Annotated in this window: 26 protein-coding genes; 20 read left to right on the top strand and 6 right to left on the bottom strand. The window is 71.9% G+C overall.

What is annotated here, in order from left to right; genetic code table 11:
• The first annotated feature begins 234 nt into the window (after positions 1-234).
• From BV453_RS09835 to BV453_RS09805, 7 genes are read left to right on the top strand one after another with little or no spacing between them, the layout of a single operon-like run.
• Positions 235-951, top strand: coding sequence for an NUDIX domain-containing protein (locus BV453_RS09835; RefSeq protein WP_085606599.1), 717 nt, complete (start codon positions 235-237; stop codon positions 949-951).
• Positions 948-2285 (top strand): quinolinate synthase NadA, encoded by a 1338-nt coding sequence (nadA, locus tag BV453_RS09830; protein WP_085606601.1) that lies wholly within the window; start codon positions 948-950, stop codon positions 2283-2285. The genes BV453_RS09835 and nadA overlap by 4 nt, the downstream gene beginning before the upstream one ends.
• Positions 2282-3805: an L-aspartate oxidase gene (nadB, locus tag BV453_RS09825; RefSeq protein ID WP_249521485.1), complete on the top strand. Its 1524-nt coding sequence runs from the start codon at positions 2282-2284 to the stop codon at positions 3803-3805. Before nadA ends, nadB begins: the two co-directional genes overlap by 4 nt.
• Positions 3805-4656, top strand: coding sequence for a carboxylating nicotinate-nucleotide diphosphorylase (gene nadC, locus BV453_RS09820; RefSeq protein ID WP_249521484.1), 852 nt, complete (start codon positions 3805-3807; stop codon positions 4654-4656). The genes nadB and nadC overlap by 1 nt, the downstream gene beginning before the upstream one ends.
• Positions 4657-4660: 4 nt before the next feature.
• The gene (locus tag BV453_RS09815; protein ID WP_249521483.1) at positions 4661-5797 is read left to right on the top strand and encodes a cysteine desulfurase family protein; all 1137 of its coding nucleotides are present in this window, start codon (positions 4661-4663) and stop codon (positions 5795-5797) included.
• Positions 5798-5820: 23 nt separating this feature from the next.
• The gene (locus BV453_RS09810) at positions 5821-6768 is read left to right on the top strand and encodes a glycosyltransferase family 2 protein (protein ID WP_249521482.1); all 948 of its coding nucleotides are present in this window, start codon (positions 5821-5823) and stop codon (positions 6766-6768) included.
• A gap of 22 nt (positions 6769-6790) precedes the next feature.
• Positions 6791-7564: an SDR family NAD(P)-dependent oxidoreductase gene (locus tag BV453_RS09805; RefSeq protein WP_249521481.1), complete on the top strand. Its 774-nt coding sequence runs from the start codon at positions 6791-6793 to the stop codon at positions 7562-7564.
• Between the two features lie 12 nt (positions 7565-7576).
• Here BV453_RS09805 and BV453_RS09800 read toward each other — a convergent pair whose 3' ends face one another.
• Entirely contained in the window at positions 7577-9652 is a 2076-nt protein-coding gene (locus BV453_RS09800) for an ABC transporter ATP-binding protein (protein ID WP_249521544.1), read from the bottom strand.
• A gap of 165 nt (positions 9653-9817) precedes the next feature.
• Between BV453_RS09800 and BV453_RS09795 the strand changes: the two genes are divergently transcribed.
• Entirely contained in the window at positions 9818-11293 is a 1476-nt protein-coding gene (locus BV453_RS09795) for an MDR family MFS transporter (RefSeq protein ID WP_249521480.1), read from the top strand.
• 30 nt (positions 11294-11323) lie between these two features.
• Here the strand turns inward: BV453_RS09795 and BV453_RS09790 are convergent, their stop codons facing one another.
• Positions 11324-11470 (bottom strand): hypothetical protein, encoded by a 147-nt coding sequence (locus BV453_RS09790; protein WP_164498172.1) that lies wholly within the window; start codon positions 11468-11470, stop codon positions 11324-11326.
• A gap of 126 nt (positions 11471-11596) precedes the next feature.
• Here BV453_RS09790 and BV453_RS09785 point away from each other — a divergent pair, with 126 nt between their 5' ends.
• Together BV453_RS09785 and BV453_RS09780 are read left to right on the top strand one after the other, a co-directional pair.
• Positions 11597-12190 carry a carboxymuconolactone decarboxylase family protein gene (locus BV453_RS09785; RefSeq protein ID WP_085606611.1) on the top strand — a complete coding sequence of 198 codons (594 nt, stop codon included), beginning with the start codon at positions 11597-11599 and terminating at the stop codon, positions 12188-12190.
• 23 nt (positions 12191-12213) lie between these two features.
• Positions 12214-12798, top strand: coding sequence for a 1-acyl-sn-glycerol-3-phosphate acyltransferase (locus BV453_RS09780; RefSeq protein ID WP_025102920.1), 585 nt, complete (start codon positions 12214-12216; stop codon positions 12796-12798).
• 4 nt (positions 12799-12802) lie between these two features.
• On the opposite strand, the gene BV453_RS09775 is transcribed toward BV453_RS09780, so the two are convergent.
• A complete protein-coding gene (locus tag BV453_RS09775) occupies positions 12803-13006 on the bottom strand; it encodes a hypothetical protein (protein WP_025102919.1) in 204 nt (67 codons plus the stop codon).
• An 81-nt stretch (positions 13007-13087) separates the two neighbouring features.
• Here BV453_RS09775 and BV453_RS09770 point away from each other — a divergent pair, with 81 nt between their 5' ends.
• Positions 13088-13633 carry a DUF6328 family protein gene (locus BV453_RS09770; RefSeq protein WP_085606615.1) on the top strand — a complete coding sequence of 182 codons (546 nt, stop codon included), beginning with the start codon at positions 13088-13090 and terminating at the stop codon, positions 13631-13633.
• 34 nt (positions 13634-13667) lie between these two features.
• Here the strand turns inward: BV453_RS09770 and BV453_RS09765 are convergent, their stop codons facing one another.
• Positions 13668-14228 carry a Dps family protein gene (locus BV453_RS09765; protein WP_085606617.1) on the bottom strand — a complete coding sequence of 187 codons (561 nt, stop codon included), beginning with the start codon at positions 14226-14228 and terminating at the stop codon, positions 13668-13670.
• Positions 14229-14380: 152 nt separating this feature from the next.
• Between BV453_RS09765 and BV453_RS09760 the strand changes: the two genes are divergently transcribed.
• From BV453_RS09760 to BV453_RS09750, 3 genes are all read left to right on the top strand, one after another.
• Positions 14381-14836 (top strand): GNAT family N-acetyltransferase, encoded by a 456-nt coding sequence (locus tag BV453_RS09760; protein WP_025102916.1) that lies wholly within the window; start codon positions 14381-14383, stop codon positions 14834-14836.
• Positions 14837-14944: 108 nt separating this feature from the next.
• A complete protein-coding gene (locus BV453_RS09755; RefSeq protein ID WP_025102915.1) occupies positions 14945-15244 on the top strand; it encodes a Fe-S cluster assembly protein HesB in 300 nt (99 codons plus the stop codon).
• Positions 15245-15365: 121 nt separating this feature from the next.
• Positions 15366-16028, top strand: coding sequence for a hypothetical protein (locus BV453_RS09750; protein WP_025102914.1), 663 nt, complete (start codon positions 15366-15368; stop codon positions 16026-16028).
• A 15-nt stretch (positions 16029-16043) separates the two neighbouring features.
• Here the strand turns inward: BV453_RS09750 and BV453_RS09745 are convergent, their stop codons facing one another.
• Both BV453_RS09745 and BV453_RS09740 read right to left on the bottom strand, forming a co-directional pair.
• Positions 16044-16613: an alpha/beta fold hydrolase gene (locus tag BV453_RS09745; protein ID WP_249521479.1), complete on the bottom strand. Its 570-nt coding sequence runs from the start codon at positions 16611-16613 to the stop codon at positions 16044-16046.
• A gap of 144 nt (positions 16614-16757) precedes the next feature.
• Complete coding sequence (locus BV453_RS09740; RefSeq protein WP_249521478.1) at positions 16758-18155, bottom strand: M20/M25/M40 family metallo-hydrolase; 1398 nt, start codon at positions 18153-18155, stop codon at positions 16758-16760.
• Positions 18156-18349: 194 nt separating this feature from the next.
• Between BV453_RS09740 and BV453_RS09735 the strand changes: the two genes are divergently transcribed.
• The 6 genes from BV453_RS09735 (at position 18350) to BV453_RS09710 (ending at position 23905) form a co-directional block, all read left to right on the top strand.
• Positions 18350-19231, top strand: a complete 882-nt coding sequence (locus BV453_RS09735; RefSeq protein ID WP_085606628.1) for a manganese catalase family protein — start codon at positions 18350-18352, stop codon at positions 19229-19231.
• 1 nt (position 19232) lies between these two features.
• Positions 19233-20285, top strand: a complete 1053-nt coding sequence (locus tag BV453_RS09730; RefSeq protein WP_249521477.1) for an SDR family oxidoreductase — start codon at positions 19233-19235, stop codon at positions 20283-20285.
• A gap of 145 nt (positions 20286-20430) precedes the next feature.
• The gene (locus BV453_RS09725; RefSeq protein WP_249521476.1) at positions 20431-22791 is read left to right on the top strand and encodes a glycoside hydrolase family 65 protein; all 2361 of its coding nucleotides are present in this window, start codon (positions 20431-20433) and stop codon (positions 22789-22791) included.
• Between the two features lie 84 nt (positions 22792-22875).
• Positions 22876-23133: a hypothetical protein gene (locus tag BV453_RS09720; RefSeq protein ID WP_025102908.1), complete on the top strand. Its 258-nt coding sequence runs from the start codon at positions 22876-22878 to the stop codon at positions 23131-23133.
• Positions 23130-23624 carry a BLUF domain-containing protein gene (locus tag BV453_RS09715; RefSeq protein WP_249521475.1) on the top strand — a complete coding sequence of 165 codons (495 nt, stop codon included), beginning with the start codon at positions 23130-23132 and terminating at the stop codon, positions 23622-23624. The genes BV453_RS09720 and BV453_RS09715 overlap by 4 nt, the downstream gene beginning before the upstream one ends.
• Positions 23621-23905 (top strand): hypothetical protein, encoded by a 285-nt coding sequence (locus BV453_RS09710; protein WP_249521474.1) that lies wholly within the window; start codon positions 23621-23623, stop codon positions 23903-23905. The genes BV453_RS09715 and BV453_RS09710 overlap by 4 nt, the downstream gene beginning before the upstream one ends.
• Positions 23906-23915: the final 10 nt, after the last annotated feature.

Here is a 23915-nt window from a genome sequence, read left to right as displayed (position 1 = left end):
AGGGATTCTCCGGTTGGAGCCGAACCCCGGGCGGGGTTCACGGGAACCCCGGGAGGTGGCCTGCGGCCGCCCTCGAAGGGGTTTGTTAGGACAGTAACCTAACAAACCCATCCCGGGGGGACAAGCCTTCCCGCGGGCAGGAGATAACGTTTCGGACTCGACGTCTTCCCTCGTCATAGGCGCGCACTAAAGGTCTCGATGACACTAAGATCGAATCCGGAGGTTAAGGTACCTATGACTCGAAGTGCGGACATCGGCGTCGCCGTCTCGACGGTCATCCTCACGCTGCGCCGCGGTGACGACGGTCCGCCCGTGCTCGCGCTCCCCCTCGTCCGCCGCACCCGCGAGCCGTTCGCCGAGCGGTGGGCGCTCCCCGGCGGGTGGCTCACCCCCGAGGAGTCGCCGGTCGACGCCGCCGCCCGCACGCTCGCCGAGACGACCGGCCTCGCGCCCACCTACCTCGAACAGCTCTACGCCTTCGGCGCCGTCGACCGCTCCCCCACGCGGGTCGTCTCGATCGTGTACTGGGCGCTGCTGCGTCAGGACGACGTCGAAGCCCAGATCACCGCGCACCGGGCATCGGGCCGCGCGCCGGAGAACGTGGAGTGGTTCGATGTCGACGATCTGCCGGCGCTCGCCTTCGATCATCACGAGATCATCGAGTACGCGCTCTGGCGCCTGCGGAACAAGGTCGGGTACAGCCGCGTGGCCCAGGGCTTCCTGCCCGCCGAGTTCACGCTCGCCGAGCTCCGGGAGGCCTACGAGTCGATCCTGGGGCGCGCACTCGATCCCGCGAACTTCCGACGGCAGGTCGAATCCGCCGGCAACCTGACCCGCACCGACCGCTTCCGGACGGGCAGTCACCGCCCGGCCCGCCTGTACCGCGACGACACCGATCTCGAGCTGGCCGACCGCGGTCCGCTCCGCCCGGAGGAAACGAGAACCCGATGAGCACCACCTTCGTCCCGATGCCCGCCGTCCCGTCGTCGGATCCGTCCGTCGACCACGCCATCCAGGCCATCGTCGGCGGGGTCTCCACCGACACCACCTGCACGACCGACCTCGCCGTCGGCCCCTGGGACTTCGACACACGTCCCGGCTACGGCCCCGGCTCCTCCATGGGCGATGTCATCCCCACCGGGGCTCCCCGGCAGGGAGAGCTCCCCGCGGCCTACCGCGAGGCCGGCGAGGCGGAGCTCCACCGACGCATCGAGGCGGCGAAAGCCGCGCTCGGAGATCGCGTGGTGATCCTCGGGCACTTCTATCAGCGCGAGGAGGTCGTGACGCACGCCGACGAGGTGGGCGATTCGTTCCAGCTCGCCACCGCCGCCACGATGCGGCCGGACGCGGAGGCGATCGTCTTCTGCGGCGTGCACTTCATGGCCGAGACCGCCGACCTCCTCTCGCGTCCCGACCAGGCGGTGATCCTGCCGAACCTCGCCGCAGGGTGCTCGATGGCGGATATGGCCGACATCGACCAGGTGGAGGAGTGCTGGGAGCAGCTCGCCGATGTGCTGGGAGACCTCGACACCCCGGACGCCGACGGCCGCGTGCCGGTGATCCCCGTCACCTACATGAACTCCTCGGCGGCGATCAAGGGCTTCGTCGGGCGACACGGCGGCATCGTGTGCACCTCGTCCAACGCCGCCACGGTGCTGGAGTGGGCGTTCGCCCGCGGCCGCCGCGTGCTCTTCTTCCCCGACCAGCACCTCGGCCGGAACACCGCGAAGGCCATGGGGGTGCCCCTCGACCGGATGCCGATGTGGAACCCGCGGCGAGCGCTCGGCGGCTCCACCGCGGAGGAGCTCGTCGACGCGCAGGTGATCCTCTGGCACGGCTTCTGCTCCGTGCACCGGCGCTTCACCGTGGCGCAGATCGACCAGGCCCGCGCGGAGCACCCGGGGGTCCGCGTGATCGTGCACCCGGAGTGCCCGATGGAGGTCGTCGACGCGGCCGACGAGGCCGGTTCCACGGAGTACATCCGCCGCGCCATCGCCGAGGCTACGGAGCCGACGACGTTCGCGGTGGGGACCGAGATCAACCTCGTGCGCCGCCTGGCCGCACAGTACCCGCAGCACCGGATCTTCTGCCTCGACCCGGTCGTGTGCCCGTGCTCCACCATGTACCGCATCCATCCGGGCTACCTCGCGTGGGTCCTGGAGGAGCTGGTCGCCGGACGCACACCGAACCGCATCACGGTCTCCCCCGATGTCGCCGATCCGGCTCGCCTCGCGCTCGAGCGGATGCTGGCCGCCAAGCCGCCGGTGGCCGCCGGGGCACGATGAACGTCGTCGTCGTCGGCTCCGGTATCGCCGGGCTCACCGCCGCGCTGCACGCTCACGAGGCCGGGCACACGGTGACCGTCGTGACGAAGGGCGGCCTCGGGGGCGGATGCACGCCTCTCGCGCAAGGCGGCGTAGCCGGCAGCTACGGGCCCGGCGACAGTGCTGACGCCCATGCCGCCGACACGATCCGCGCCGGAGGGGGTCTGTGCGATCCGGTCGCGGTCGACGCGCTCGTGGCGGACGGCGCGGCCCGGATCGCCGAGCTCCTCGCCCGCGGCGTCGCCTTCGAGCGGACTCCGGGCGGCGCACTCGCCCGCGGGCGCGAGGCGGCGCACACCCATGCCCGCATCCTGCACGCCGGAGGCGACGCCACCGGAGCCGCGATCTCCGCGGCGCTGTGCGCAGCGGTGCGTCGCGGGCCCATCGCCGTCTGCGAGGGGACGATGCTCCTCGACCTCGTCGTCGAGGAGGGACGGGTCCGCGGGATCACGGTCCTCCGCGACGGGGACACGGCCGAGATCCGCGCCGACGCCGTGATCCTCGCGACGGGCGGGGCGGGGCAGCTCTACGCGCACACGACGAACCCGGCGGAGACGACCGGCGACGGCATCGCGGCGGCCCTGCGCGCCGGCGCCGCCGTCGCCGACCTGGAGTTCGTGCAGTTCCACCCGACCGCGCTTCCGGGCAGCCCGGTCTTCCTGCTCTCCGAAGCCGTCCGCGGCGAGGGCGCCGTGCTCCGCGACCAGGACGGGCGACGGTTCGTGTTCGACAGCCACCCCGACGGCGAGCTCGCGCCGAGGGATGTCGTCGCGCGGGCCATCGCCCGGCAGGCCGCCCGGCAGGGGGCGCCCGTGCACCTCGATGCGACGGCCCTGGGGGCGGACGCGCTCGCCCGCCGCTTCCCGACCATCGACAGGGTGACGCGCGCTCGCGGTTTCGACTGGTCCACGGAGACCCTGCCGGTGACCCCCGCCGCGCACTACCTCATGGGCGGCGTCGTCACCGACCGGCACGGACGGAGCACGATCCCGGGGCTGTACGCCGTCGGTGAGACCGCCCGCACCGGGGTGCACGGGGCGAACCGGCTCGCCTCCAACTCGCTCCTCGAAGGGGCCGTGTTCGGGGCCAGGGCCGCCGCCGCGCTGGACGGATCGTGGCCTCCCGTGGTCGACCGCCTCCCCTCCCCGCCGGCGACGACCAGGGAAGACGCCCTTGCGCCACCGGAGCCCCTTCCCCCGTTCGACCGCGCGGCGCTGCAGCGGCTGCTGTGGGACGAGGTCGGTCTGCACCGGACGGGCTCCGGACTGCAGCGCGCCCTCCGGACCGTGTGCGCGTGGGCCGTCGGGATGCCGCCCGCGTCCGACGTCCGCTCGCACGAGGACAGGAACCTGCTGCGGGTCGCCGAGGCCGCCATCCGCGCCGCCCTGGCCCGCCCCGTCTCGGTCGGCGCCCACCACCGCGACGACCACGCCCCCGCCGCGCCGACCGCGGCACACGCACCGATCCTGGAGACCGCCTGATGCTCACCCGCGCCACCCTGCACCGCGTCGTCGGAGCCGCGCTGGAGGAGGACGCCCCCTGGGGCGACCTCACCAGCACCACCCTGCTCCCCGCGGAGACGATGGCCACGGCCGACCTCGTCGCCCGCGAGGACGGGGTCTTCAGCGGCGGCGAGGCCTTCGCCACCGCGTTCCTCCTCACCGATCCCGACGTCACGGTCGACCTGCACGTGGGCGACGGCGATGCCTTCACCGCCTCCGACGTGCTGGCCACCGTGACCGGACCGGCCCGCGCGGTCCTCACGGCCGAGCGCGTCGCCCTGAACCTCGTGCAGCGGATGTCGGGCATCTCGACCCTCACCGCCGCCTACGTCAGCGAAGTCGAGGGAACGCGGGCGCGCATCGCCGACACCCGCAAGACGACGCCAGGACTGCGGGCGTTCGAGCGGCACGCCGTGGTGTCCGGCGGCGGCCGCAACCACCGATACTCCCTCTCCGACGCGGTCATGGCGAAGGACAACCACCTCGCGGTGCTCCAGCGGTCCGGGCTCGACCTCGCGACGGCTCTTCGCGAGGCGCTCTCACGGCTGCCGCACACGGCCCACGTCGTCGTCGAGGTCGACCGTCTCGACCAGATCCCGGTGGTGCTCGACGGCGGTGCCCACACGGTGCTGCTGGACAACTTCTCCCTCGAGGACCTGCGCGCCGGGGTGGCCCTCATCGGCGAGCGCGCCACCGTGGAGGCCTCGGGCGGCGTCGACCTGACCACCGTCCGCGCCATCGCCGAGACCGGGGTGGATGTGATCTCGGTCGGAGCCCTCACGCACTCCGCGCGGGCGCTGGATCTCGGACTCGACCTCCGGATCGATTGAGTCCGTGCTGTACCTCGATCACGCCGCGACCTCGCCGGTACGCCCCGAGGTGCGAGCGGCCATGGAGCCCTACCTCACCGCGGTATTCGGCAACCCCGCCAGCCACCACACCGCGGGCGAGACGGCGGCGCGGGCGCTGGAGGACGCCCGCACCAGGGTCGCCCGCGTCTTCGGGGCGCGGGTGGGCGACGTCGTCTTCACCGGCGGCGGCACGGAGGCGAACAACCTCGCCGTGAAGGGGATCACGCTGGCAGCGCTCGCCTCCGGGCGGCGGCGCGTCGTGGTGTCGCCCATCGAGCACGAGTCGATCCGGGAGTCGGCGGCGTACCTCGCGCGGTTCCACGGGGTGACGGTCGCGATGCCCGCGGTGGACGGGACCGGGCGGATCGGGCCGGACGCCCTCGACACGGTGCTCACCGACGACACGGCCGTCGTGTCCGTCGGACACGCGAACAACGAGATCGGCACCGTCCAGGACATTGCCGCGCTCCGCGAGGTCGTCCGCGCCCGCCGCGTGCCCCTCCACGTCGACGCCGTGCAGTCGGCCGGCTGGCTGCCCCTGCACGATCTGGATGCCGACGCCGTGTCGGTCGCCGGGCACAAGCTCGGCGCTCCCAAAGGGACCGGGGCGCTCGTCGTCCGCGGACGCCTCCCTCTGGAGCCGCTCCTGCACGGTGGCGGCCAGGAGCGCGGACGGCGGTCCGGCACGGTGGACGTCGCCGGAGCGGTCGGCCTGGCGACGGCGCTCGAGCTCGCGGAGCAGGAGCGCGCGGCCGCTGCGGCCCGAGCGGCAGAGGCCACGGCGCGCTTCATCGCCGAGGTGACCCGGCGGGTGCCCGACGCGACGCTGACCGGGCATCCCGTGCATCGGCTCCCCGCGACGGCGAGCTTCACGATCGCGGGTGTGAGCGGCGAGGCGGTGCTGTTGGAGCTGGAGCGCCGCGGGGTGATCTCGTCCAGCGGCTCCGCCTGCGCGGCCGGCAGCGACGAGCCCTCCCCCGTGCTGCTCGCCTGCGGCATCAGCCCGGAGGTCGCCCAGACGGCCATGCGGTTCACCTTCGGGCGCACGGCGCTCCCGGCGGACGCTCCCGAGCGCCTCGCCGCACTGGTCGCGGAGGCGGTCGCCGCGGTCCGCGGCTGACGGACGGCTCTAGACTCGGCGGAGTGACCGCCCCCACCCCGATCGTGACGCTGATCGTGCCAGGACGCGACATCGCCGCGTTCGCCCCCGCCGCCCTCGACTCCCTCCGCGCGCAGACGGACGAGCGGTGGCGGGCCATCCTCATCGACGACGGCTCCACCGACGACACGGGAGCGATCTTCACCGACGCCGCCACGAGGGATGCCCGCTTCACCGTGGTGCGGCATGAGACTTCCGTCGGGCTCGGCGCCGCGCGCAATGTCGGCCTCACACGGGTCGACACGCCCTTCACGGGCTTCCTCGACGCGGATGACGAGCTGATGCCGGACGCGCTGGCGACGCTCGTGGGCACGCTCGAGCGCACGGGGAGCGACTTCGCCGCCGGCGCCTACGTGCGGCTGCGTCCCCGGGGGCGAGGATACGTGCCCGGCCGCGTGCAGCCGTGGGTGGCCGCGGCGACCTCTCCGGCCCGCCTCGGCACCACTCTGGCGGAGCACCCGCAGGCCGTGTCGAACATCGTCGCGTGGTCCAAGGTGAGCCGCACGGAGATGTGGTCCGACCTGCGGTTCCCCGAAGGGGTGGCCTACGAGGACCAGGTCGTCGCGCAGACGATGTACACCCGGGCGCGCGCCTTCGACGTGCTGCCGGACGTCGTGGTGCGCTGGCGCGTCCGAGCGGACGGCACCTCGATCACCCAGAGCAAGGCGCAGCTCCCCGTGCTCCGCGACTACCTCGCCGCGCTCCGCGGCGGCATCCGCGTCCTGCAGGAGGCGGGCGCGCACGCCGCCGTGACCGCCCGGCTCGACCTCATCCTCGCGATGGACGTCGCTCCGCTCCGGGAGATCGCGGACACCCATCCCGATCCCGCCTACGCGGCGGAGGTCTCCGCGTTCCTGGCCGAGCTGCGTGCCCTTCCCGAGTTCGCCGACGCCCGCCCCGACCCCACCCTCGCCGACGCCCTCGCGTGGTGAGCCCCGCCGGAAGGACCCCCGCATGACCGACTACCTCTCCTCGCTCTTCGCGCTCGACGGCCGCACCGCGGTCGTGACCGGCGGCAGCTCGGGCATCGGCCGCGGCATCGCGACGGCGCTCGCCCGGGCCGGCGCGGCCACGGTGATCGTCGCCCGCGGTGCGGAGCGCATCGCCGAGACCGTCGAGGAGCTGAACGCGCAGGGGTGCCGGGCCGCGGGCGTGGTCGGCGATCTGAGCACGCGCGACGGCATCCATGCGGTCGCGGAGGCCGCGGCCATCCCCTTCGGCGAGCCGGACATCCTCGTCAACTCCGCCGGCATCAACATCCGTCCGCCCTACGCCGAGATCACCGAGGCGGATTGGGACGCGACGATGACCGTCAATGCGCTCGCCCCGTTCCTCCTCGGTCAGCGCTGGGCGCAGGGCATGGCAGCGCGCGGGTTCGGGCGACTCATCCACATCAGCTCCCAGCAGGCGCACCGCGCGTTCGTGGGCAGCGGGGTGTACGGCGCCTCCAAGGGCGCGGTCGAGTCGCTCATGCGCTCGGAGGCCGAGGCCTGGGGCGGCACCGGTGTGACGAGCAACTCCCTCGTCCCGGGATTCGTCCTCACACCCCTGAACGCCCGCCTGCAGGAGGATCCCGCGACGATCGCGGCCCTCGCGGCCCGGACGATGATCGGACGCAACGGTCTTCCCGAGGACTTCGCCGCGGCAGCGGTCTTCCTCGCCGGTCCGGGTTCGGCCTACGTCACCGGCCAGTCGCTGTTCATCGACGGCGGGCTCTCCGTGCACTGACCCTCGCGGTCGTCACCCGTCGGTCGGGCGCGGCCGGGCCTCGGTGCTCGATGCTGTCGGCAGCGGGACGCCCGTCGTCAGCGCCACGACGGCATCGGCGGCGGCGGAATCCTCCGGCTCGCGATCCGCACGGCGCGCGGCGAGGCCGGCCTCGACGCCCTCCTCGACACCGCCCCGGATCGCCGCCTCCTCCTCGGCCTCCGCTTCGATCTCCGCGTCGAGCACGCGCGACGCGGCCACCTGCTGCGCCGCCAGCTCGGCGTAGAGGCCGCCCTGCGCGAGCAGCTCGGCGTGGGTGCCGGATTCCACGATGCGCCCGGCCTCCAGCACATGGATGACGTCCGCCCCCATGACCGTCGACAGGCGGTGCGCGATCGACAGGGTCGTGCGCCCCTTGGCCGCCTCGTCGAGGGCCTCCTGCACCACGCGCTCGGACACGGTGTCCAGGGCGGAGGTCGCCTCGTCGAGCAGGAGCACCGGCGGGTCCTTCAGCAGCACACGGGCGATCGCGATGCGCTGCTTCTCGCCACCGGAGAGCCGGTACCCGCGCTCCCCCACGACCGTGTCGTAGCCCTTCTCGAAGCCCGCGATGATGTGGTGGATGTTGGCCGCGGTGCAGGCGGCGACCAGCTCCTCGTCCGTCGCGTCGGGCTTCGCGTAGCGGAGGTTCTCCCGGATGGTCGCGTGGAACAGGTAGGTCTCCTGAGAGACGATGCCCACGTCGTCGATGATCGACTCCTGCGTGAGGGTGCGCACGTCGGCCCCCGCGAACAGCACCGCGCCGCCCTTGGCCTCGTACAGGCGCGGTGCGAGGTACAGGATCGTCGTCTTGCCCGCGCCGGAGGGGCCGACGAAGGCGACGTGCTGCCCGGGCTCGGCCACGAAGGAGACCCCGTGCAGGGTGGGACGCGAGTCGGCCGCGGCATCCGGATACCGGAACACGACGTCCTGGAACTCGATGCGTCCACGCGGCCCGGGGGCCTGCGCCACGGCGATCGCATCGGGGGCGTCGGTGATCTCGGGCACGAGGTCCAGGTACTCGAAGATGCGGGCGAACAGCGCCGACGAGGTCTGCAGGTCGAGCGAGACCCGCATGAGACCCATGAGCGGCATGAGCAGCCGCGCCTGGACCGTCGTGAAGGCCACGATCGTCCCCGCGGTGATCGCTCCCGTGCCGCCCGCGATGAGGTATCCGGAGACGAGGTAGATGACGGCGGGGACGCTGGCCATGATGACCTGGACGACCGCGAAGAAGCCCTGACCGCTCATCGCCCGCCGCACCTGGAGGCGCACCTGGTTGCGGTTCTCCTGCTGATAGCGCTCGGACTCGGTGCGCTGGCGGTTGAACGCCTTGGACAGCAGCATGCCCGAGACGCTCAGGGTCTCCTGGGTGATGGAGGTCAGCTCGGACAGCGACTCCTGGGTCTCCCCCGCGATGCGGGCGCGCACCTGTCCCACGCGTCGCTGCACGAGCACGAGGAACGGCATGAGCACGACGGCGATGAGGGTGAGGCGCCAGTCGATGAGGATCATCGCTACGAGTGAGGCGATCACCGTGACCGCGTTGCCGAGGATGCTGGTGACCGTGTTCGTCAGCACGCCCGAGACGCCGCCGACGTCGTTCTGCAGCCGGGACTGGATCACGCCGGTCTTCGTGCGGGTGAAGAAGCCGAGCTCCATGGCCTGCAGGTGCTCGAACAGCCGCACCCGGAGATCGCCCGTGACGCTGTTGCCGACCGTGGCCGTGAGCCAGGTCTGTGCGACGCCGAGGACCGCCGAGAAGAGGAAGAGGCCGACCATCGCGCCGACGAGCACGCCGAGCAGCGAGAGGTGGGGGCCGCCGCCGTCGACGGGGAACAGCGCGTCGTCGAAGATGCGCTGCACGAGGAGCGGCGGGATGACCGCGATGCCCGCGCCGAGCACCACGAGGACACCGGTGAAGAGGATGCGCCACCGGTAGGCGCTGAACAGGGCGACGACCCGGGTGCCGAGTCCGTCGATCTTCGGAGCCTCCGCGTTGAGCCGACGCTGGGCGTCCTCGTCCACGCCGCGGAAACCGCCCCGCGGACCACCGCCCATCCCGCCCATGCTCATGGCGCCAGCGTACTCACCCCCCAGGACACCGGCTCCGCTGTCTCGGCGTTCAGCGATATCCCAGATTTCGGAATGAAATGTCCGTCCGACCCGTTACGCTGAATGACTCTCGCGAACTCTCGCACCTTCCTCTTCTCTCCGATGCCCTGGAGGCCGCCCATGTCTGCCGTCGATACCGGCTCCATCACGACGCCCCCCGCATCGAGCGGGGGCATCCCCCGCAAGGACATGCGGGTCATCTGGCTGCTGCTCGTCGCCGCCTTCGTCGCCATCCTCAACGAGACGACGATGGGCATCGCGATCCCGCACCTGAACACCGATCTCGGCATCCCGCCCGAGCTCGGGCAGTGGCTGACGAGCGCGTTCATGCTCACCATGGCGGTGGTCATCCCGACCACCGGCTTCATCCTGCAGCGCTTCACGACGCGACAGGTCTTCATCGCCGCGATGACGGCCTTCTCGCTCGGCACGCTCGTGGCGCTCGTCGCGCCCGGGTTCTCCGTGCTGCTCGTGGGTCGCGTGATCCAGGCCGCCGGCACCGGCATCATGATGCCGCTGCTGATGACGACGATCATGAACGTCGTGCCCGCGCAGTCGCGCGGCCGCATGATGGGCCGCGTCGGCCTCGTCATCTCGCTCGCGCCCGCCATCGGCCCGACGCTCGCGGGCGCCGTGCTGGACGCGTTCAACTGGCGTGCGCTGTTCGCGATCGTGCTGCCCATCGCCCTGATCTCGCTCGGCATGGGCGCGAAGTGGATGACGAACCTCGGCGAGACCCGCAAGGCTCCGCTCGACGTGCTGTCCATCCCGCTCGCGGCGCTCGGTTTCGGCGGCATCGTCTTCGGCCTCAGCCAGTTCGGCGGCGAAGGCGGTGCGGGCGGCACGACCGGCGTCATCGCCCTGGTCGTCGGCGCCGTCGCGCTCGCCCTCTTCGTCTGGCGCCAGCTCGTGCTGCAGCGGGTGGACGACGCGCTGCTCGACCTGCGCGTGTTCCGTTCGGCGAACTTCTCGCTGGCCGTCATCATCATGACGATCCTGGCGCTGTCGATGTTCGGCACGCTCACGCTGCTGCCGCAGTACCTGCAGAACGTCGCCGGACTCAGCGCTCTGGAGTCGGGCCTCATCCTGCTCCCCGGTTCGGTGCTGATGGGTCTCCTCGGACCGATCATGGGTCGCGTGTACGACGCGAAGGGCACCCGACCGCTGCTCATCCCCGGGACGATCCTCGTCTCGGCGTCGCTCTTCTTCTACTCGACGGTCGGCGAGCACACCGTGTGGTGGCTGCTGATCATCGTGCAGGCGGCCATGTCGGTCGGCCTCGCGATGTCGTTCACGCCCCTCTTCTCCTCGTCGCTGGGGTCGCTGCACCGTTCGCTGTACTCGCACGGCTCGGCCGTGCTGAACACGCTGCAGCAGGTCGGCGGCGCGGCCGGCGTCGCGCTGCTCACGGTCACGTACTCGGCCATCCTGCACGCCGGCGAGGACGAGGGCCTGTCGCGGGCGGTGGCGGGTGCTCCCGGTGCGCGGACGGCTTTCCTCATCGCGGCGATCATCTCGCTCGCCGCGGTCGCGCTCAGCCCGCTGGTGCGCAAGCCCGCCGACGACATCGGCGACGCGGCGCACGGCGGTCACTGACCGCGCAGAGACACCGACGGCGTCTGCTGCTCACCGCTCCTTCGGGGCGGGGATGTGGCAGACGCCGTTGCTGCAGTAGCCGGCGGCACCGCCGTCGAGCAGCTCGATCGCGCCCGGCAGCGGCTGCAGCCCGAGCGGCGCGTCCTGCCCGGTGCTCTCCTGCTTCGATTCGGTCATCCCTCGATCGTACGCCTGCCAGGAGCACCGGGCGCCGCACGCTCTTCTCTGGGAGGCGACAGCGGCGTATCGTTCCCGGCGGGGGGTGCACGCCCTCGCCGCGCGCCCCGGAGCCGAGGAGGCGCCATGATCATCCACCCGCCCGAACGGGCCACCGCGACCGGGCATGTCGCGGCGATGTACGAGAGCGACCTCGCCGACGACGGGATCGTGTTCGCACACACCCGGGCCATGGCCGTGAACCCCGAAGCCCACGCCGCCTTCGAGGCGCTCGTCCGCGCGGTCGTCCCGTCGATCGGCGTGGGAGTCTACGAAGCCGCGACCCTCGGTGCGGCGCGGGCCCTCGGTTCCGCGCACTGTCTGCTCGCCCACGGCCGCCGCTCCCTCCGCGCCGGAGTCGTCGACGAGGCGGGACTCGCCGCCTTCGCCGCCGGAGACGACCGCGGTTTCACGGAGCAGGAGCAGGTCGTGATCCGCTTCGCCGCACGCCTGTCGACGGATCCGTCGGCGATGACCGATGCGGACACGCAGGAGCTGCGCGAGGCGGGGTTCAGCGACCGGCAGATCGTGGACATCACCCTGGCGGCGGCGGCGCGCAACTACTTCAGCAGGGCATTGCTCGCGCTGGCCGTCCCCGTCGAGGAGGTCTCCGGGCTGGACCCCACTCTCGCCGCGGCGCTCACGCACGCCTCCGCGGCCGAGCCGCCAGGTGATCGATAGGCCGCTCCCCTTAATCTGGACGGATGCTCCGACGATTCCTCGCCCGCGTGTACTGGGCCGTCAGCCGGTGGACCCTCGTCGCCGACGCCGCCCCCACGCGGCCGACCGTCCTGATCGGCGCCCCGCACACCTCGAACTGGGACTTCGTGCTCATGCTCGCGATCGCCTGGCGGCTGGGCATCGAGGTGCACTGGCTGGGCAAGAAGAGCCTGTTCCGCGGCTGGCGCGGCCCGATCATGCGCGGCCTCGGCGGCATCGCCGTCGACCGGGCGGATCCGGCGCGCATCGTCGGCGAGGTCGTGGACCAGGTGCACGCCGGGACCGTGTTCGGCCTCGTCGTCACCCCCGACGGCACCCGCGGCGGCAACGAGTACTGGAAGAGCGGCTTCTACCGGATCGCGCGTGCCACCGGCATGCCGGTCACCCTCGGCTTCGTCGACCGCCACACGATGACGACCGGCCTCGGGCCGACGATCGACCTCACGGGAGACGTGGCCGCCGACATGGACCGGATCCGCGCGTTCTACGCCGACAAGCACGGCGTGCGTCCGGAGCGCCGCACGGAGCCGCGGCTGCGCGAGGAGACGGCCGAGCGGCCGGAGGGCTGACGCCTCACTCCTCCGCGGGCGCGTGGTCTCGGGCGTAGGCGAGGTCGTCGTCGGACAGCGACTCGATCATCCCGACCACCGCTCCGGTGATCTCCCTGATCTCCTCGCGGACATCCTCATCGAGGTGCCGCGAGCCGCTGCCGATGACCGCTCGGCGCGCTTCGTCGGACAGCTCGGGCCACCATTCGTCGATCGGGGGCAGCGTCATCCGGGGTCCTTTCCTGAGGCGTCTCCGCCGGGCCGCGCAAGGTCCTGGACAGCGGCGGATCGTGCCCACGAGACTATCGCCATGAGAGCAGAACCCCGTGGCGCCGCGGACGAGCGCGACGACCGCGACGACGGCCGCGACGAGACCCCGAACGAGCGCGCGGACCGCAACTGGGAGGAGCTGCTGCAGGAGCTGCGGGTCATGCAGACCGGCACCCAGATCCTCACCGGATTCCTTCTGGCGGTGGCCTTCCAGCCGCGCTTCACCGACATGGACGAGTTCCAGCGCGATTTGTACGTCGTCCTCGTGGCCCTCGCCGCTCTCGCGACGATCCTCGCCCTCGCCCCCGTCGGCATCCACCGGGCCCTGTTCGGCAGCCGGCTGAAGCCCGAGCTCGTCCGGACGGCGGCGCGGCTGGTGAAGATCGACCTGTTCGTGATCGGCGCCCTCACGATCGGCGTCACGACCCTCATCATCGACTTCACGGTCAGCCGGACCGCCGGGATCATCGCGCTCGTCGCGTCCCTCGTGCTCGTGGTCGGACTGTGGATGGCGCTGCCCGGCCTGCTGCGGCGCGCCCGAGCGCGGGCGCGATCACACGACGGACCGCCGCCCCCGTCGGCGTGAGCGCGACGAGGGCGGCGGTCGGACAGCGGTTCGATCAGCGACCGGCGGGACTGCGGTTCTCCGCGCTCACCATCCAGGCGAACTGCTCCAGCCGCTCGATGACGGCGTGCAGCAGATCGGCGGACGTCGGGTCCTCCTCGTCGACGGCGTCGTGCACGTCGCGCATCGTCCCGACCGCGGCCTCGAGGCGCGCGGTCACGAGGTCGATGGTCTCCGTCGTGGACACCTCGCCGGTCGGGAACTCCGGCAGCGTGGTCGTCTTCGCGATCGTGGCGCTGCGGCCGTCGGGGACGGCGTGCAGCGCGCGCATGCGCTCCGCGATGGTGTCGCTGAACGTCCGGGCGTCCTCGATGATCTCGTCGAGCTGCCGGTGGGTGTCGCGGAAGTTCCGTCCGACGACGTTCCAATGCGCCTGCTTGCCCTGCAGCGAGAGCTCGAGCAGATCGACGAGCACGGCCTGCAGGTTCGCCGCGAGGGTCGGGGATGCCGTGAACCCCTTCTCCGCGTTCTGCTGGCGCGTGGTCTTGACGCCGGCCTTCGCCGCCCCGTCCTTGCTGCGGGAGCTGCTGGTCTTCTTGGACTTCGTGTCTGCCATGGTGTGACCTCCTGCCGTCACGGTAACCCCGCCACGCGGCCGATTCGAGGGGGTTGACACCCACCGGGCGCACCCCCGAACGTGAGGGAGGCGACACGGCCATCACGAGAGGCGGAACAGTGGGAACAGCAGCACAGGAGGATCGACCCGAGGTGGTCATCGCCCCTCTGACCGCGGCGGATGCCGGCGAGGTGCTCACGATCCAGCGGGCGGCCTTCGTGTCGGAGGCGGCGATCTACGGGAGCGTCGACATGCCGCCGTTGACCCAGACGCTCGCCGAGATGGAGGCCGAGCTCACCTCGGAGCGCGGCCTGGGTGCCCGGATCGACGGCCGCCTGGTCGGAGCCATCCGATTCGTCGAGGACGACGACCTGCTCCTGATCGGACGGATCGCGATCGCCCCCGACATGCAGGGCGAGGGCATCGGCCGGAAGCTCCTCGAGGCGGCCGAGCAGGCCTCCGACGCCCGCGAGTCCGAGCTCTTCACCGGAAGCCTCAGCGAGGCGAACATCCGGCTGTACGAGTCCTGCGGATACGAGGAGCGCGAACGGGTGCCGCAGGGCGACGGCACCGCCCAGGTCTTCCTCCGCAAGCGGCTGCGAGGTTAAGGGCAGCGCCCCCGTCGGCGCAAGGGGGTCGAGGGGATCCGGGGCGATGGGGAATCGTAGCCGGGACATGTCGCGACCGCGTCATGCCCCAACCGGAAAGGAGAGCTCGTGCTCACCCTCACCGACAACGCCACCGCCATCGTGTCGACCCTTGTGAGTCGACAGAACGACGCGCCGGCCGCCGGGCTGCGCATCCACACCGCCGATGCGCAGGACGATTCGGGCGCGGCCCGGCTCGCCGTCGCCGTGACCGCCGACCCGGAGCCCGCCGATCAGGTCGTCGAGCTGTCGGGCACGCGCCTGTTCCTCGACGAGGCCGCCGCCTCCGCGCTCGACGACAAGGTCCTCGACGCGGGCGTGGACGACGAGGGCTCCGTGTCCTTCGCCGTGCTCCCTCAGGTCGCCTGAGACCTCAGACTTCGGACGCCGCGGCCGCCCCGGCCGCGGCGTCCGTCCGTCTCCGAGCACGCTCTGATAACGAGGTCCGCGCCTTCGGGGCACCCGGCCGCAAACGCTCTAGCATCGGAGCATGCGACGACCTGCTTCTCTTCTTCTCGCCCTTGCCGCCACCGCGCTCGCGGTGACGGCCTGTGCTCCCGCGAACTCGGCCGAGCCGTCCGCGTCTCCTCGTCCCTCGGAGACCACCAGCGCATCGCCGACGCCGACGGAGACCACGTCCGCGCAGATCGTGGTGACGCTGGACGGTCTGACGGTCACCGGCGCGGAAGACCGGAGCGCCGATTACACGGACGCCGCCGCCCTTCTCGAGCTCCTCCAGGAGGTCACCGGCCAGCTTCCCGAGCCGGAGAGCGTGGAGATCTTCCCCGGCGAAGCCTCCACGCTGGAGGCGTACGACTGGGAGGGCCTGCGCGTCCTGGCCGACAGCACCGGCGAGGCCCCGGCGAGCGTCTCCGTCACCGCGGCCGAGGTGGCGGGCCTCCCCGTCGTCACCGAGGACGGATTCCGCGTCGGCAGCACCCGCGCCGAGCTCCGCGCCGCCGATGCCTGGGCGCTGACGGATGCGGAGGACCCGGAGACGGCGAGCGAACTCGGGCTCGGCGGCCGCGAGGTGCCGGACACCGAGTCCCTGACCCGCCCGGGCTCCACCGGGATCATCTACACGATGTTCGTGCTCGACGGCGACACCGTCACGCAGATCATGGTCCCCGCGAACGACTTCAGCGACCTCTGACCCGCGGCGTCACCCTCAGTCCCAGTCCAGGTACTCCTCGAGCACGACGGCCGTCTCGATGGGGTGCGTCATCGGGAAGAGGTGATCCCCGCCCTCGACAACCTTGATGCTGGCGCGCTCCGGAGCCGTGGCGCGCAGGCTCTCGGCGTTCGCGGGCGGGGTGACCTTGTCGGCCGTCCCCTGGATCAGCAGCACCGGGATCACCGGGGCGAGGGGCGTCTCCACGTCTTCCACGCCGAGGAGTGCGAGACCGTTCACGCGCTCCGGATGAGCCAGCGCGAATGACCGTGCGATCGTGCCGCCGAAGCCGTGTCCGCCGATCCACGTGTCGCCGAGGCCGAGGTGGTCGATGACGGCGAGCGCGTCCGCGACGCGGTCGTCGATCGAGATGTCGGCGTCATCCGCGCGATGACCGATCCGCACCACGTGGAATCCGGCCTCCTCGGCGAGGTAGTGACCGACCACTCCGAGCACGTCGGCGGCCAGGCCGCGCTCCTGGATGAGCACGAGCTTGACCGGCCCGTCACCCTCGTCGACGAAGGGGATGGCGCGGCCCTCGGGCTCGAAGATCTGGGTGTCGGTCATCGGCGTCGTTCTCCTCAAGCCGTCGGTGTCAGGTTCGCAGGCGTCGTCCGCGCCGGGCTCCTGCGACCGGGCACCGGGCGGTGGCGCCTGCGTCCAGCGTAGCCCGCCGGGGGACGAGCCTCCTCCTCGCATCCCCCGGCGGAGTCATGAGGCGGCGGCGAGCTCGCGCCACAGATGCGCGAGCGTCGCGGCGCCGCGGACGAGCATGCGCAGATCGATGCTCTCGTCGCTCGCATGCCAGTGGTCTTCGGGCAGAGCCGTTCCGAGGAAGACGACCGGGGCATCGAGTTCCCGGGACAGCAGCTCGGCCGGCCCTCCCCCGGCATTGCCCATCCTCCCCTGGATCGGTCGGCCGTACCCGAGCGCGAGAGCGCGCTCCAGCGCATCCCGGTACGGCCCCGGAGGAGAGACATACGGCTCCTGCGCGATGTCCTCGTCGACCTCGAGACGGTACGTCGCCTCCGGGGGCATGCCGTCGGCGATGAAGGCGCGGAGCGCGTCGGCGACGTCATGGTTGCGCTGGTCGGCGACGGTCCGGATGCTCAGCGAGGCCATGGCCTCCCGCGGAATGACGGAGCGCTCGATGCCCTCCGGGTCACCGGCGAGCAGCGAGATCACCTCTATGGCCGGGCGCACCCACAGGCGCTCCTTCGGGGTGAACCCCTTCTCCCCCACGATGACCCTGGTCTCGGTGCGCCGCGTCCACTCGTCGGGATCGAACGGCAGCGCGTCGAGCTCCGCGGCCCGCTCGTCGCTGAGCGGAGCCACGCCGTTGTGGAAGCCGGGGATCGCGATGCCTCCGTCCTCGGCGTGCAGCTGCGCGAGCACGCGGGACAACACCAGCGCGGGGTTCACCGTCACGCCCGACGCGGCACCGCTGTGCACGTCCCGGTCGGCGCCCTGCACCGTGAGGGTCGCCGTGAGCGTCCCGCGCATGGTGGTGACCGGGGCCGGGGAATCGACCTCCCACTGGAGGGTGTCCGAGAACACCACGAGGTCGCACGCGAACCGTGCGGGGTCTCCCTCCAGCAGCCCCTGGAGGTGAGGCGAGCCGATCTCCTCTTCGCCGTCGATGAGCAGCTTGAGGTGCACCCCCGCATCAGGTCCGTCCGCGGCGGCGAGCGCGCGCTGGGCCCAGACGTGCGCGAGCGCCTGGCCTTTCGCGTCCGACGCACCGCGACCGTAGAGCCGCCCGTCGCGGAGCACCGGAGTGAAAGGCGCCGTCTCGCTCCACTCCTCCGGCTTGGCGTGGCGGACGTCGTGGTGTGTGTAGACGAGGACCGTCGGCGCTCCCGGCGCGCCCGACCGCTCGGCGAACACGGTGATCGCGTCACCCGCCGACAGCAGCGTCGTCGTGAAGCCGGCATCGCGTAGCTCTCCGGCGATCCAGTGCGCAGACCGCACACCGTCCATGCGACGCTCGGCGTCCGCGGACACGGAGGGGATCCCGACCCAGGCCGACAGACGCTCGACCATCTCGTCGACGTGGGACCCGAGGAAGGCGCCGATCGCATCCTGCGCTGCCGCCGTCTCCTCCGTCATGGAGGACAGCCTGCCCGGAGGACCGGTTCTCCGGACGGGGCTTGACGCCGTCGCGGCGCACCCGCTAACGGTCGTCGCGGCGCAGCGGGCCGAGAGTGATTGTCCCAGGCGACTCCGGGTTCGGAAAGGCCCTGAGTGGATCGGCCGACCGGGCGTTGCATGGCCAGCCCATCCCCAGAAGAGAAAGGCTCGATATGTTCTTCCATCGACAGGAGCTCCAATTCTCCGCGACGCCCGAGGCCCCGGACGCCGTGTACGCCCGCAAGCTGCAGGAGGTCCTCGGCGGGCAGTACGGCGAGATCACCGTCGCCCTGCAGTACCAGTTCCAGGCGTGGAACATGCACATCCCCGGCAAGTACCGCGACCTCGTCTTCGGCATCGGGGCCGAGGAGATGGGCCACGTCGAGATGCTCGCGGTCATGATCGCGCAACTCCTCGAGAAGTCTCCGCTCGGCATCACGGAGGACGCCGTGCAGGACGACCCGACGGTCGCCGCGATCGTCGGCGGCACGGACGTGCAGCAGGGCATCGTCGCCGGTGCCGGCGCCCGCCCGGTGGACAGCAACGGCAACCCGTGGCAGGGCTCGTACATCACCGCGAGCGGCAACCTCCTCGCCGACTTCATGGCCAATGCGAACGCCGAGATGCAGGGCAGGGTGCAGGTCGCCCGGCTCTACCACATGACCGACGACCACGGCGTGCGCGATCTGCTGAGCTTCCTGCTGGCGCGCGACACCATGCACCAGAACCAGTGGCTCGCCGCCGCGGAGGAGCTGAAGGCCGAGGGCGCCGAGAAGCTGCCCGTGCCCAGCAACTTCCCGCTGTCGAAGGAGCACCGCGACGTGTCGTACCAGTACCTCAACTTCAGCGACGGTCCTGCCGCCGCGGAAGGCACGTGGGCCTCCGGACCGACGCCGGACGGACATGGCGAGTTCAGCTACCACGAGGGCCCGACGACCACGGCCGAGATGCCTCCGCCCACCCACCCCGACGCGCGTTTCTACGGCACGACCGAGCTGCCGAACGTCGTGGAGAAGGTGGCCGGCGCCGCGCAGGACGCGCTCCACAAGGAGTGAGATGCCGCCATCGGTCTCGCGGAAGGGGCGGTCGCCGCGCACACGCGCACGGCGGCCGCCCCTCGGCGCCCAGGTGGTCGTCGTCACCGGCGGCTCCCGCGGCATCGGCCGGGAGGCGGCCCTCGGCTTCGCGCGAGCGGGGGCATCCGTCGTCCTGCTCGCCCGCGGTGAGCAGGCGCTGACCGAGACGGTCGAGGAGATCGCCGCGGAAGGCGGGGACGTCCGCGGGATCGTGTGCGACGTCTCCGACCGCCGGGCCGTGCAGGACGCGGTCGACCAGATCACGCACGCGTTCGGGCGGATCGACACCTGGGTCGGCAACGCGGGCGTGCTCCTCTATGCCCCGGTCGCCGACACCTCGCCCGAGGAGTTCCGTCGCGTCCTCGACATCAACGTCATCGGACAGCTCAACGGCGTCCAGGCGGCACTGCCGGCGCTCCGGCGTTCGGGAGGGACGATCATCGTCGTGAGCTCGGCCGAGGCCGTGGTGGCGATGCCGTGGCATGGCGCGTATGCCGCCTCCAAGCACGCGCTGGAAGGAGCGATCGACGCGCTGCGCCGTGAACTGCGTGCCGAGCGCGCGCCAGTCACGATCACGGTGGTCCGACCCGCCGTCATCGACACACCGATCTACCGTCATGCCCGCAGCCGGATGGCGTTTCGGCCGAGCGGGCCGCATCCGCATTACCGTCCGCGGTCCGTGGCACGAGCGATCCTCCATGCCGCCGTGCACCCCGCACGCACCATCCACGTCGGTGGCGGCGCTCTCCTGCTCACCGGGGTCCAGCGCGTCACGCCGGGCGTGCTCGATGCCGCCCTCGGCCGGTTCGGTCCGCGGATGATGCGCACGGCCGACGCCGCTCCGGCGCAGTTCGGGAACCTCGTCGCTCCGCTCCGCGACACCGACCAGCGCGCCGGGCTGCCGCACCGCGGACGCGGCAGCGTCAGCACCTGGGCACGGGTGCACCCGGGGTGGCGGACCGCAGCGGTCGTCGCCCTCCTCGGCGCGGTGCTCTCGCCCTGGCGCCGCTCGCGTCGCCGACCGCCTACCTGACCGGGTCGACGCGGCGCAACTCCCTCGTGCCGGTGCATCGGCGCGGATACCGTCGAGGCACACGGTCTCCGGCAGAAGGGAACTCCATGCTCCTCGGCATCCTCAGCTCCTCCGCGGACAGAAGCCTCGGGGCCGGGGCGCGCCGATGACGGCGCGCTTCACGGTCGAGCCGTGGGCCGTCGGCATCGAGAGCGTCGACCCGGCCCATCTCGCGCAGGAGGAGTCCGTCTTCGGTCTCTCCAACGGCCACATCGGCTGGCGGGGCAATCTCGACGAAGGCGATCCGCGGGGTGTGGCGGGCAGTTACCTGAACGGCGTGTTCGAAGAGCATCCGATGCCGTATGCGGAGGACGGATACGGCTACCCCGAGACGGGGCAGACGGTGATCAACGTGCCGAACGGGCAGCTCATCCGCCTGCTGGTCGGCGACGAGCCGTTCGACGTCGAGCACGGGACCGTCCATGCGCACACCCGCCGCCTCGACCTGCGCGAAGGCACCCTGCATCGGGAGGTGGACTGGGAGTCAGCGGAGGGACGTCGGGTGCACATCAACTCGACCCGTCTGGTCTCCCTGGAGCACCGGTCGCTGGCCGCCGTGCGCTACCGCGTGCAGGCGCTCGACGCTCCGCTCGCGGTGACCGTGCTGTCCGAGGTGCTCGCGAACGAGCCGCTTCCCGTGACCCATGACGATCCGCGGGTGCAGGAGCTCCTCGCCCGTCCGCTGGAGGCCGTCGCGGCATCGGAGCGCGGCGCGCGGAGCACGCTGCTGCACCGCACCCGCCGCAGCGGTCTGCGTGTGGCGGTGAGCGCGGACCATCTCGTCCAGGTCTCGGGAGACGGGACGCCGGAGGTGACGACCGAGGTGGACGACGATCTGGCGCGCACGCGCATCCGCGTCGATCTCTCCCCCGGCGAGGAGCTCGAGGTCGTCAAGCTCGTCGGACACGAGTGGTCGGCGTCCCTCGCACCGCAGACGCTGCGTGACCGCGCGGAGGAGGCCGTGGAGGAAGCGGCTCGCCTGGGGTGGGACGCGCTCGTGGCGGGACAGCGTGCCGTCCTCGATCGGTACTGGGAGTGCGGCGACGTCCGTATCGACGGCGATGCCCGGCTGCAGCAGGCCGTGCGCTTCGCGCTGTTCCAGGTGTTCCAGGCATCGGCGAGAGCCGAGGCTCGATCCGTGCCGGGCAAGGGTCTCACCGGCTCGGGCTACGAGGGCCACACGTTCTGGGACTTCGAGGCGTTCGTGCTCCCCGTGCTCACCTCGACCGCTCCGGATGCCGCGCTCCAGGCACTGCGCTGGCGGCATGCGACGCTGGATCACGCCAGGGAGCGGGCGCGCACGCTCGGCCTGCGCGGCGCGTCCTTCGCCTGGCGCACGATCGACGGACGCGAGAGCTCCGGGTACTGGCCCGCGAGCACGGCGGCCTTCCACATCAACGCCGCCGTCGCGGGCGCCGTGATGCACTACGTCCGTACGACGGGCGACCAGGACTTCGAGCGGGAGGCGGGCACGGAGATCCTCGTCGAGACCGCGCGCCTCTGGCTGTCCCTCGGGCGCCGGGAGGACGACGGCGGCTTCCACATCGACGGGGTCACCGGGCCCGACGAGTACACCGCCGTGGTCGACGACAACGTCTACACCAACCTCTCCGCCCGCCGGAACCTCCGCGGAGCCGCGGCAGCCGTCCGGCGGCATCCGGACGTCGCCGCCCGGCTCGGCGTGGATGACGACGAGATCTCCGCGTGGGAGGCCGCCGCCGACGGCATGACCGTGCTCTACGACGAGGAGCGGAAGGTGCACCCGCAGTCGGCGGGGTTCACCGCGCACGCCCGGTGGGATTTCGACGCCACCGGCCCCGACGACTATCCGCTGCACAGTCACTTCCCCTACTTCGACCTCTATCGCAAGCAGGTGCTGAAACAGGCCGACCTCGTGCTGGCGCTCTACACCGCGCACGAGGAGTTCACGTGGGAGGAGAAGGCCAGGGCGTTCGCCTACTACGACGCCCTCACCGTGCGTGACTCCTCGCTCTCCGCGGCCGCGCAGGCCGTGATCGCCGCCGAGGTGGGTCATCTCGAGCTCGCATCGGCGTACCTCGCGGAGCTCGCGGCCCTCGACCTGGACGACCTCCACGGCAACACGGACGAGGGACTCCACATCGCGGCCCTCGCCGGCATCTGGACGGGAGTCACGGCCGGCTACGGGGGCATGCGGGAGGGAGACGACGGCCTGTCCTTCCGGCCGCAGCTCCCGGATGGGGTGACCCGTCTCGCGTTCGGCGTGCGGCTGCACGGCTGCATCCTGCACGTCGACATCACGCCGGCGGAGACGACCTACCGGCTGAGCGCTGGCGATCCGGTGACGATCCGGCACGCGGGCGAGGAGCTCGTCCTGCACGCCGGCGTTCCGTCGGGACTGCCGACGCCGGACCGCGTCGAGCCGATCACTCCGACCCCGGTGCCGCCACGCTGGCGGGAGCCGGGACGACCGCGCGCCGGCGACTGAGGCGGCGTTCGGTGCGTGTGCCATATCGAGGCGGGTCAGCGCAAGGCCCGCGGCGATGTCGGCCGCCCGCCGTAGGGTGGAGCCGTGCCTGATTCCCCCCACCCCGCATCGGATGTCCTCTGGGCGTGCGTCGAGGACGGCTTCCATGTCGGAAGCCGCGGCGGAGACTTCCTCGGCTACGTCGACCGTCAGCCCGACGGCCGCTTCGCCGCGTTCTCCGCGTCCGCGCAGCCGCTCGGTCTGCACGCCACGTTGAGCGACGCGACCACGGAGGTCGTCGCCCACGCCGGCCCCTCGGAGGGCGACGCCGCCCTCGGCGCTCCGGAGCTGGTGCAGGGGTGACGGCGGCCAGGGCCGACGGGCTGCTCCGCCTCGTCTACACCAGCACGGCGGCGCAGCCGTTCCGGGAGACCGCTCTGGAGCAGCTGCTCGAGCAGTGCCGCCGGTCGAACGCGGCCCGCGACATCACGGGCCTCCTCCTCTTCCGCCAGGGGCGCTTCCTCCAGGTCCTCGAAGGACCGGTCGAGGCCGTGCGCCGACTCGTCGACGCGATCGCCGACGATCCGCGTCACCGCGCGATGCGCATCCTGCTGGAGACGCCGATCACCGCCCGGCTCTTCTCCGATTGGTCGATGGGCTATCGGTCGTTCCGCACGGGGAGCACCGCCGCCCCCGCGGGCTTCCGCGATTCCTTCGACGACCTCGTCGAGGGTGCGGACGCCTCCACGATGGAGCGCGCCCTGTTCGAGCTCACCCTGTGGTTCCGCACCCGCTCCGGCGCTGCGGTCCCGATTCCGGCCGCGAGCGACGAGGGTTCCTCCCTCCGGGTATGAGCGGGCCCGCGGGCGGACCGGAGCCGTCGCTCATCCAGCAGCGCATGGCGCTGGAACGGCGGCGGAACTGGGGCGTCTACGCGATCGTGTTCTCCTCGGTGATGACGGTCGGCTGGACGGTCGCGTTCCTCCTCGATGCGCCCGCCGGGTTGTGGCGCGTTCTCAGCATCATCGTGTTCGCCGCCGGGGTCGTCGTCGGTATCGTCGAGACCCGCCGCGCGAGGCGCGCGCTCCGTGCGTTCGAGGATCGCCATGGGCCGGACGCGGGTGTACGGCGCTGAGCCGTCGCAC

This window comes from Microbacterium sp. ER1, assembly GCF_023383675.1.
Taxonomy (GTDB): domain Bacteria; phylum Actinomycetota; class Actinomycetes; order Actinomycetales; family Microbacteriaceae; genus Microbacterium.
The sequence above is the reverse complement of the archived record's forward strand: the minus strand, read 5'-3'. Positions and strand labels throughout refer to the sequence as shown.

What these genes read in the sequence shown, in the direction of transcription:
- BV453_RS09835 (WP_085606599.1), top strand. Translation starts at nt 235, where the DNA reads ATGACTCGAAGTGCGGACATCGGCGTCGCCGTCTCGACGGTCATCCTC.
- nadA (WP_085606601.1), top strand. Translation starts at nt 948, where the DNA reads ATGAGCACCACCTTCGTCCCGATGCCCGCCGTCCCGTCGTCGGATCCG.
- nadB (WP_249521485.1), top strand. Translation starts at nt 2,282, where the DNA reads ATGAACGTCGTCGTCGTCGGCTCCGGTATCGCCGGGCTCACCGCCGCG.
- nadC (WP_249521484.1), top strand. Translation starts at nt 3,805, where the DNA reads ATGCTCACCCGCGCCACCCTGCACCGCGTCGTCGGAGCCGCGCTGGAG.
- BV453_RS09805 (WP_249521481.1), top strand. Translation starts at nt 6,791, where the DNA reads ATGACCGACTACCTCTCCTCGCTCTTCGCGCTCGACGGCCGCACCGCG.
- BV453_RS09800 (WP_249521544.1), bottom strand. Translation starts at nt 9,652, where the DNA reads ATGGGCGGGATGGGCGGTGGTCCGCGGGGCGGTTTCCGCGGCGTGGAC.
- BV453_RS09795 (WP_249521480.1), top strand. Translation starts at nt 9,818, where the DNA reads ATGTCTGCCGTCGATACCGGCTCCATCACGACGCCCCCCGCATCGAGC.
- BV453_RS09790 (WP_164498172.1), bottom strand. Translation starts at nt 11,470, where the DNA reads ATGACCGAATCGAAGCAGGAGAGCACCGGGCAGGACGCGCCGCTCGGG.
- BV453_RS09785 (WP_085606611.1), top strand. Translation starts at nt 11,597, where the DNA reads ATGATCATCCACCCGCCCGAACGGGCCACCGCGACCGGGCATGTCGCG.
- BV453_RS09780 (WP_025102920.1), top strand. Translation starts at nt 12,214, where the DNA reads ATGCTCCGACGATTCCTCGCCCGCGTGTACTGGGCCGTCAGCCGGTGG.
- BV453_RS09775 (WP_025102919.1), bottom strand. Translation starts at nt 13,006, where the DNA reads ATGACGCTGCCCCCGATCGACGAATGGTGGCCCGAGCTGTCCGACGAA.
- BV453_RS09770 (WP_085606615.1), top strand. Translation starts at nt 13,088, where the DNA reads ATGAGAGCAGAACCCCGTGGCGCCGCGGACGAGCGCGACGACCGCGAC.
- BV453_RS09765 (WP_085606617.1), bottom strand. Translation starts at nt 14,228, where the DNA reads ATGGCAGACACGAAGTCCAAGAAGACCAGCAGCTCCCGCAGCAAGGAC.
- BV453_RS09750 (WP_025102914.1), top strand. Translation starts at nt 15,366, where the DNA reads ATGCGACGACCTGCTTCTCTTCTTCTCGCCCTTGCCGCCACCGCGCTC.
- BV453_RS09745 (WP_249521479.1), bottom strand. Translation starts at nt 16,613, where the DNA reads ATGACCGACACCCAGATCTTCGAGCCCGAGGGCCGCGCCATCCCCTTC.
- BV453_RS09740 (WP_249521478.1), bottom strand. Translation starts at nt 18,155, where the DNA reads ATGACGGAGGAGACGGCGGCAGCGCAGGATGCGATCGGCGCCTTCCTC.
- BV453_RS09735 (WP_085606628.1), top strand. Translation starts at nt 18,350, where the DNA reads ATGTTCTTCCATCGACAGGAGCTCCAATTCTCCGCGACGCCCGAGGCC.
- BV453_RS09730 (WP_249521477.1), top strand. Translation starts at nt 19,233, where the DNA reads ATGCCGCCATCGGTCTCGCGGAAGGGGCGGTCGCCGCGCACACGCGCA.
- BV453_RS09725 (WP_249521476.1), top strand. Translation starts at nt 20,431, where the DNA reads ATGACGGCGCGCTTCACGGTCGAGCCGTGGGCCGTCGGCATCGAGAGC.
- BV453_RS09710 (WP_249521474.1), top strand. Translation starts at nt 23,621, where the DNA reads ATGAGCGGGCCCGCGGGCGGACCGGAGCCGTCGCTCATCCAGCAGCGC.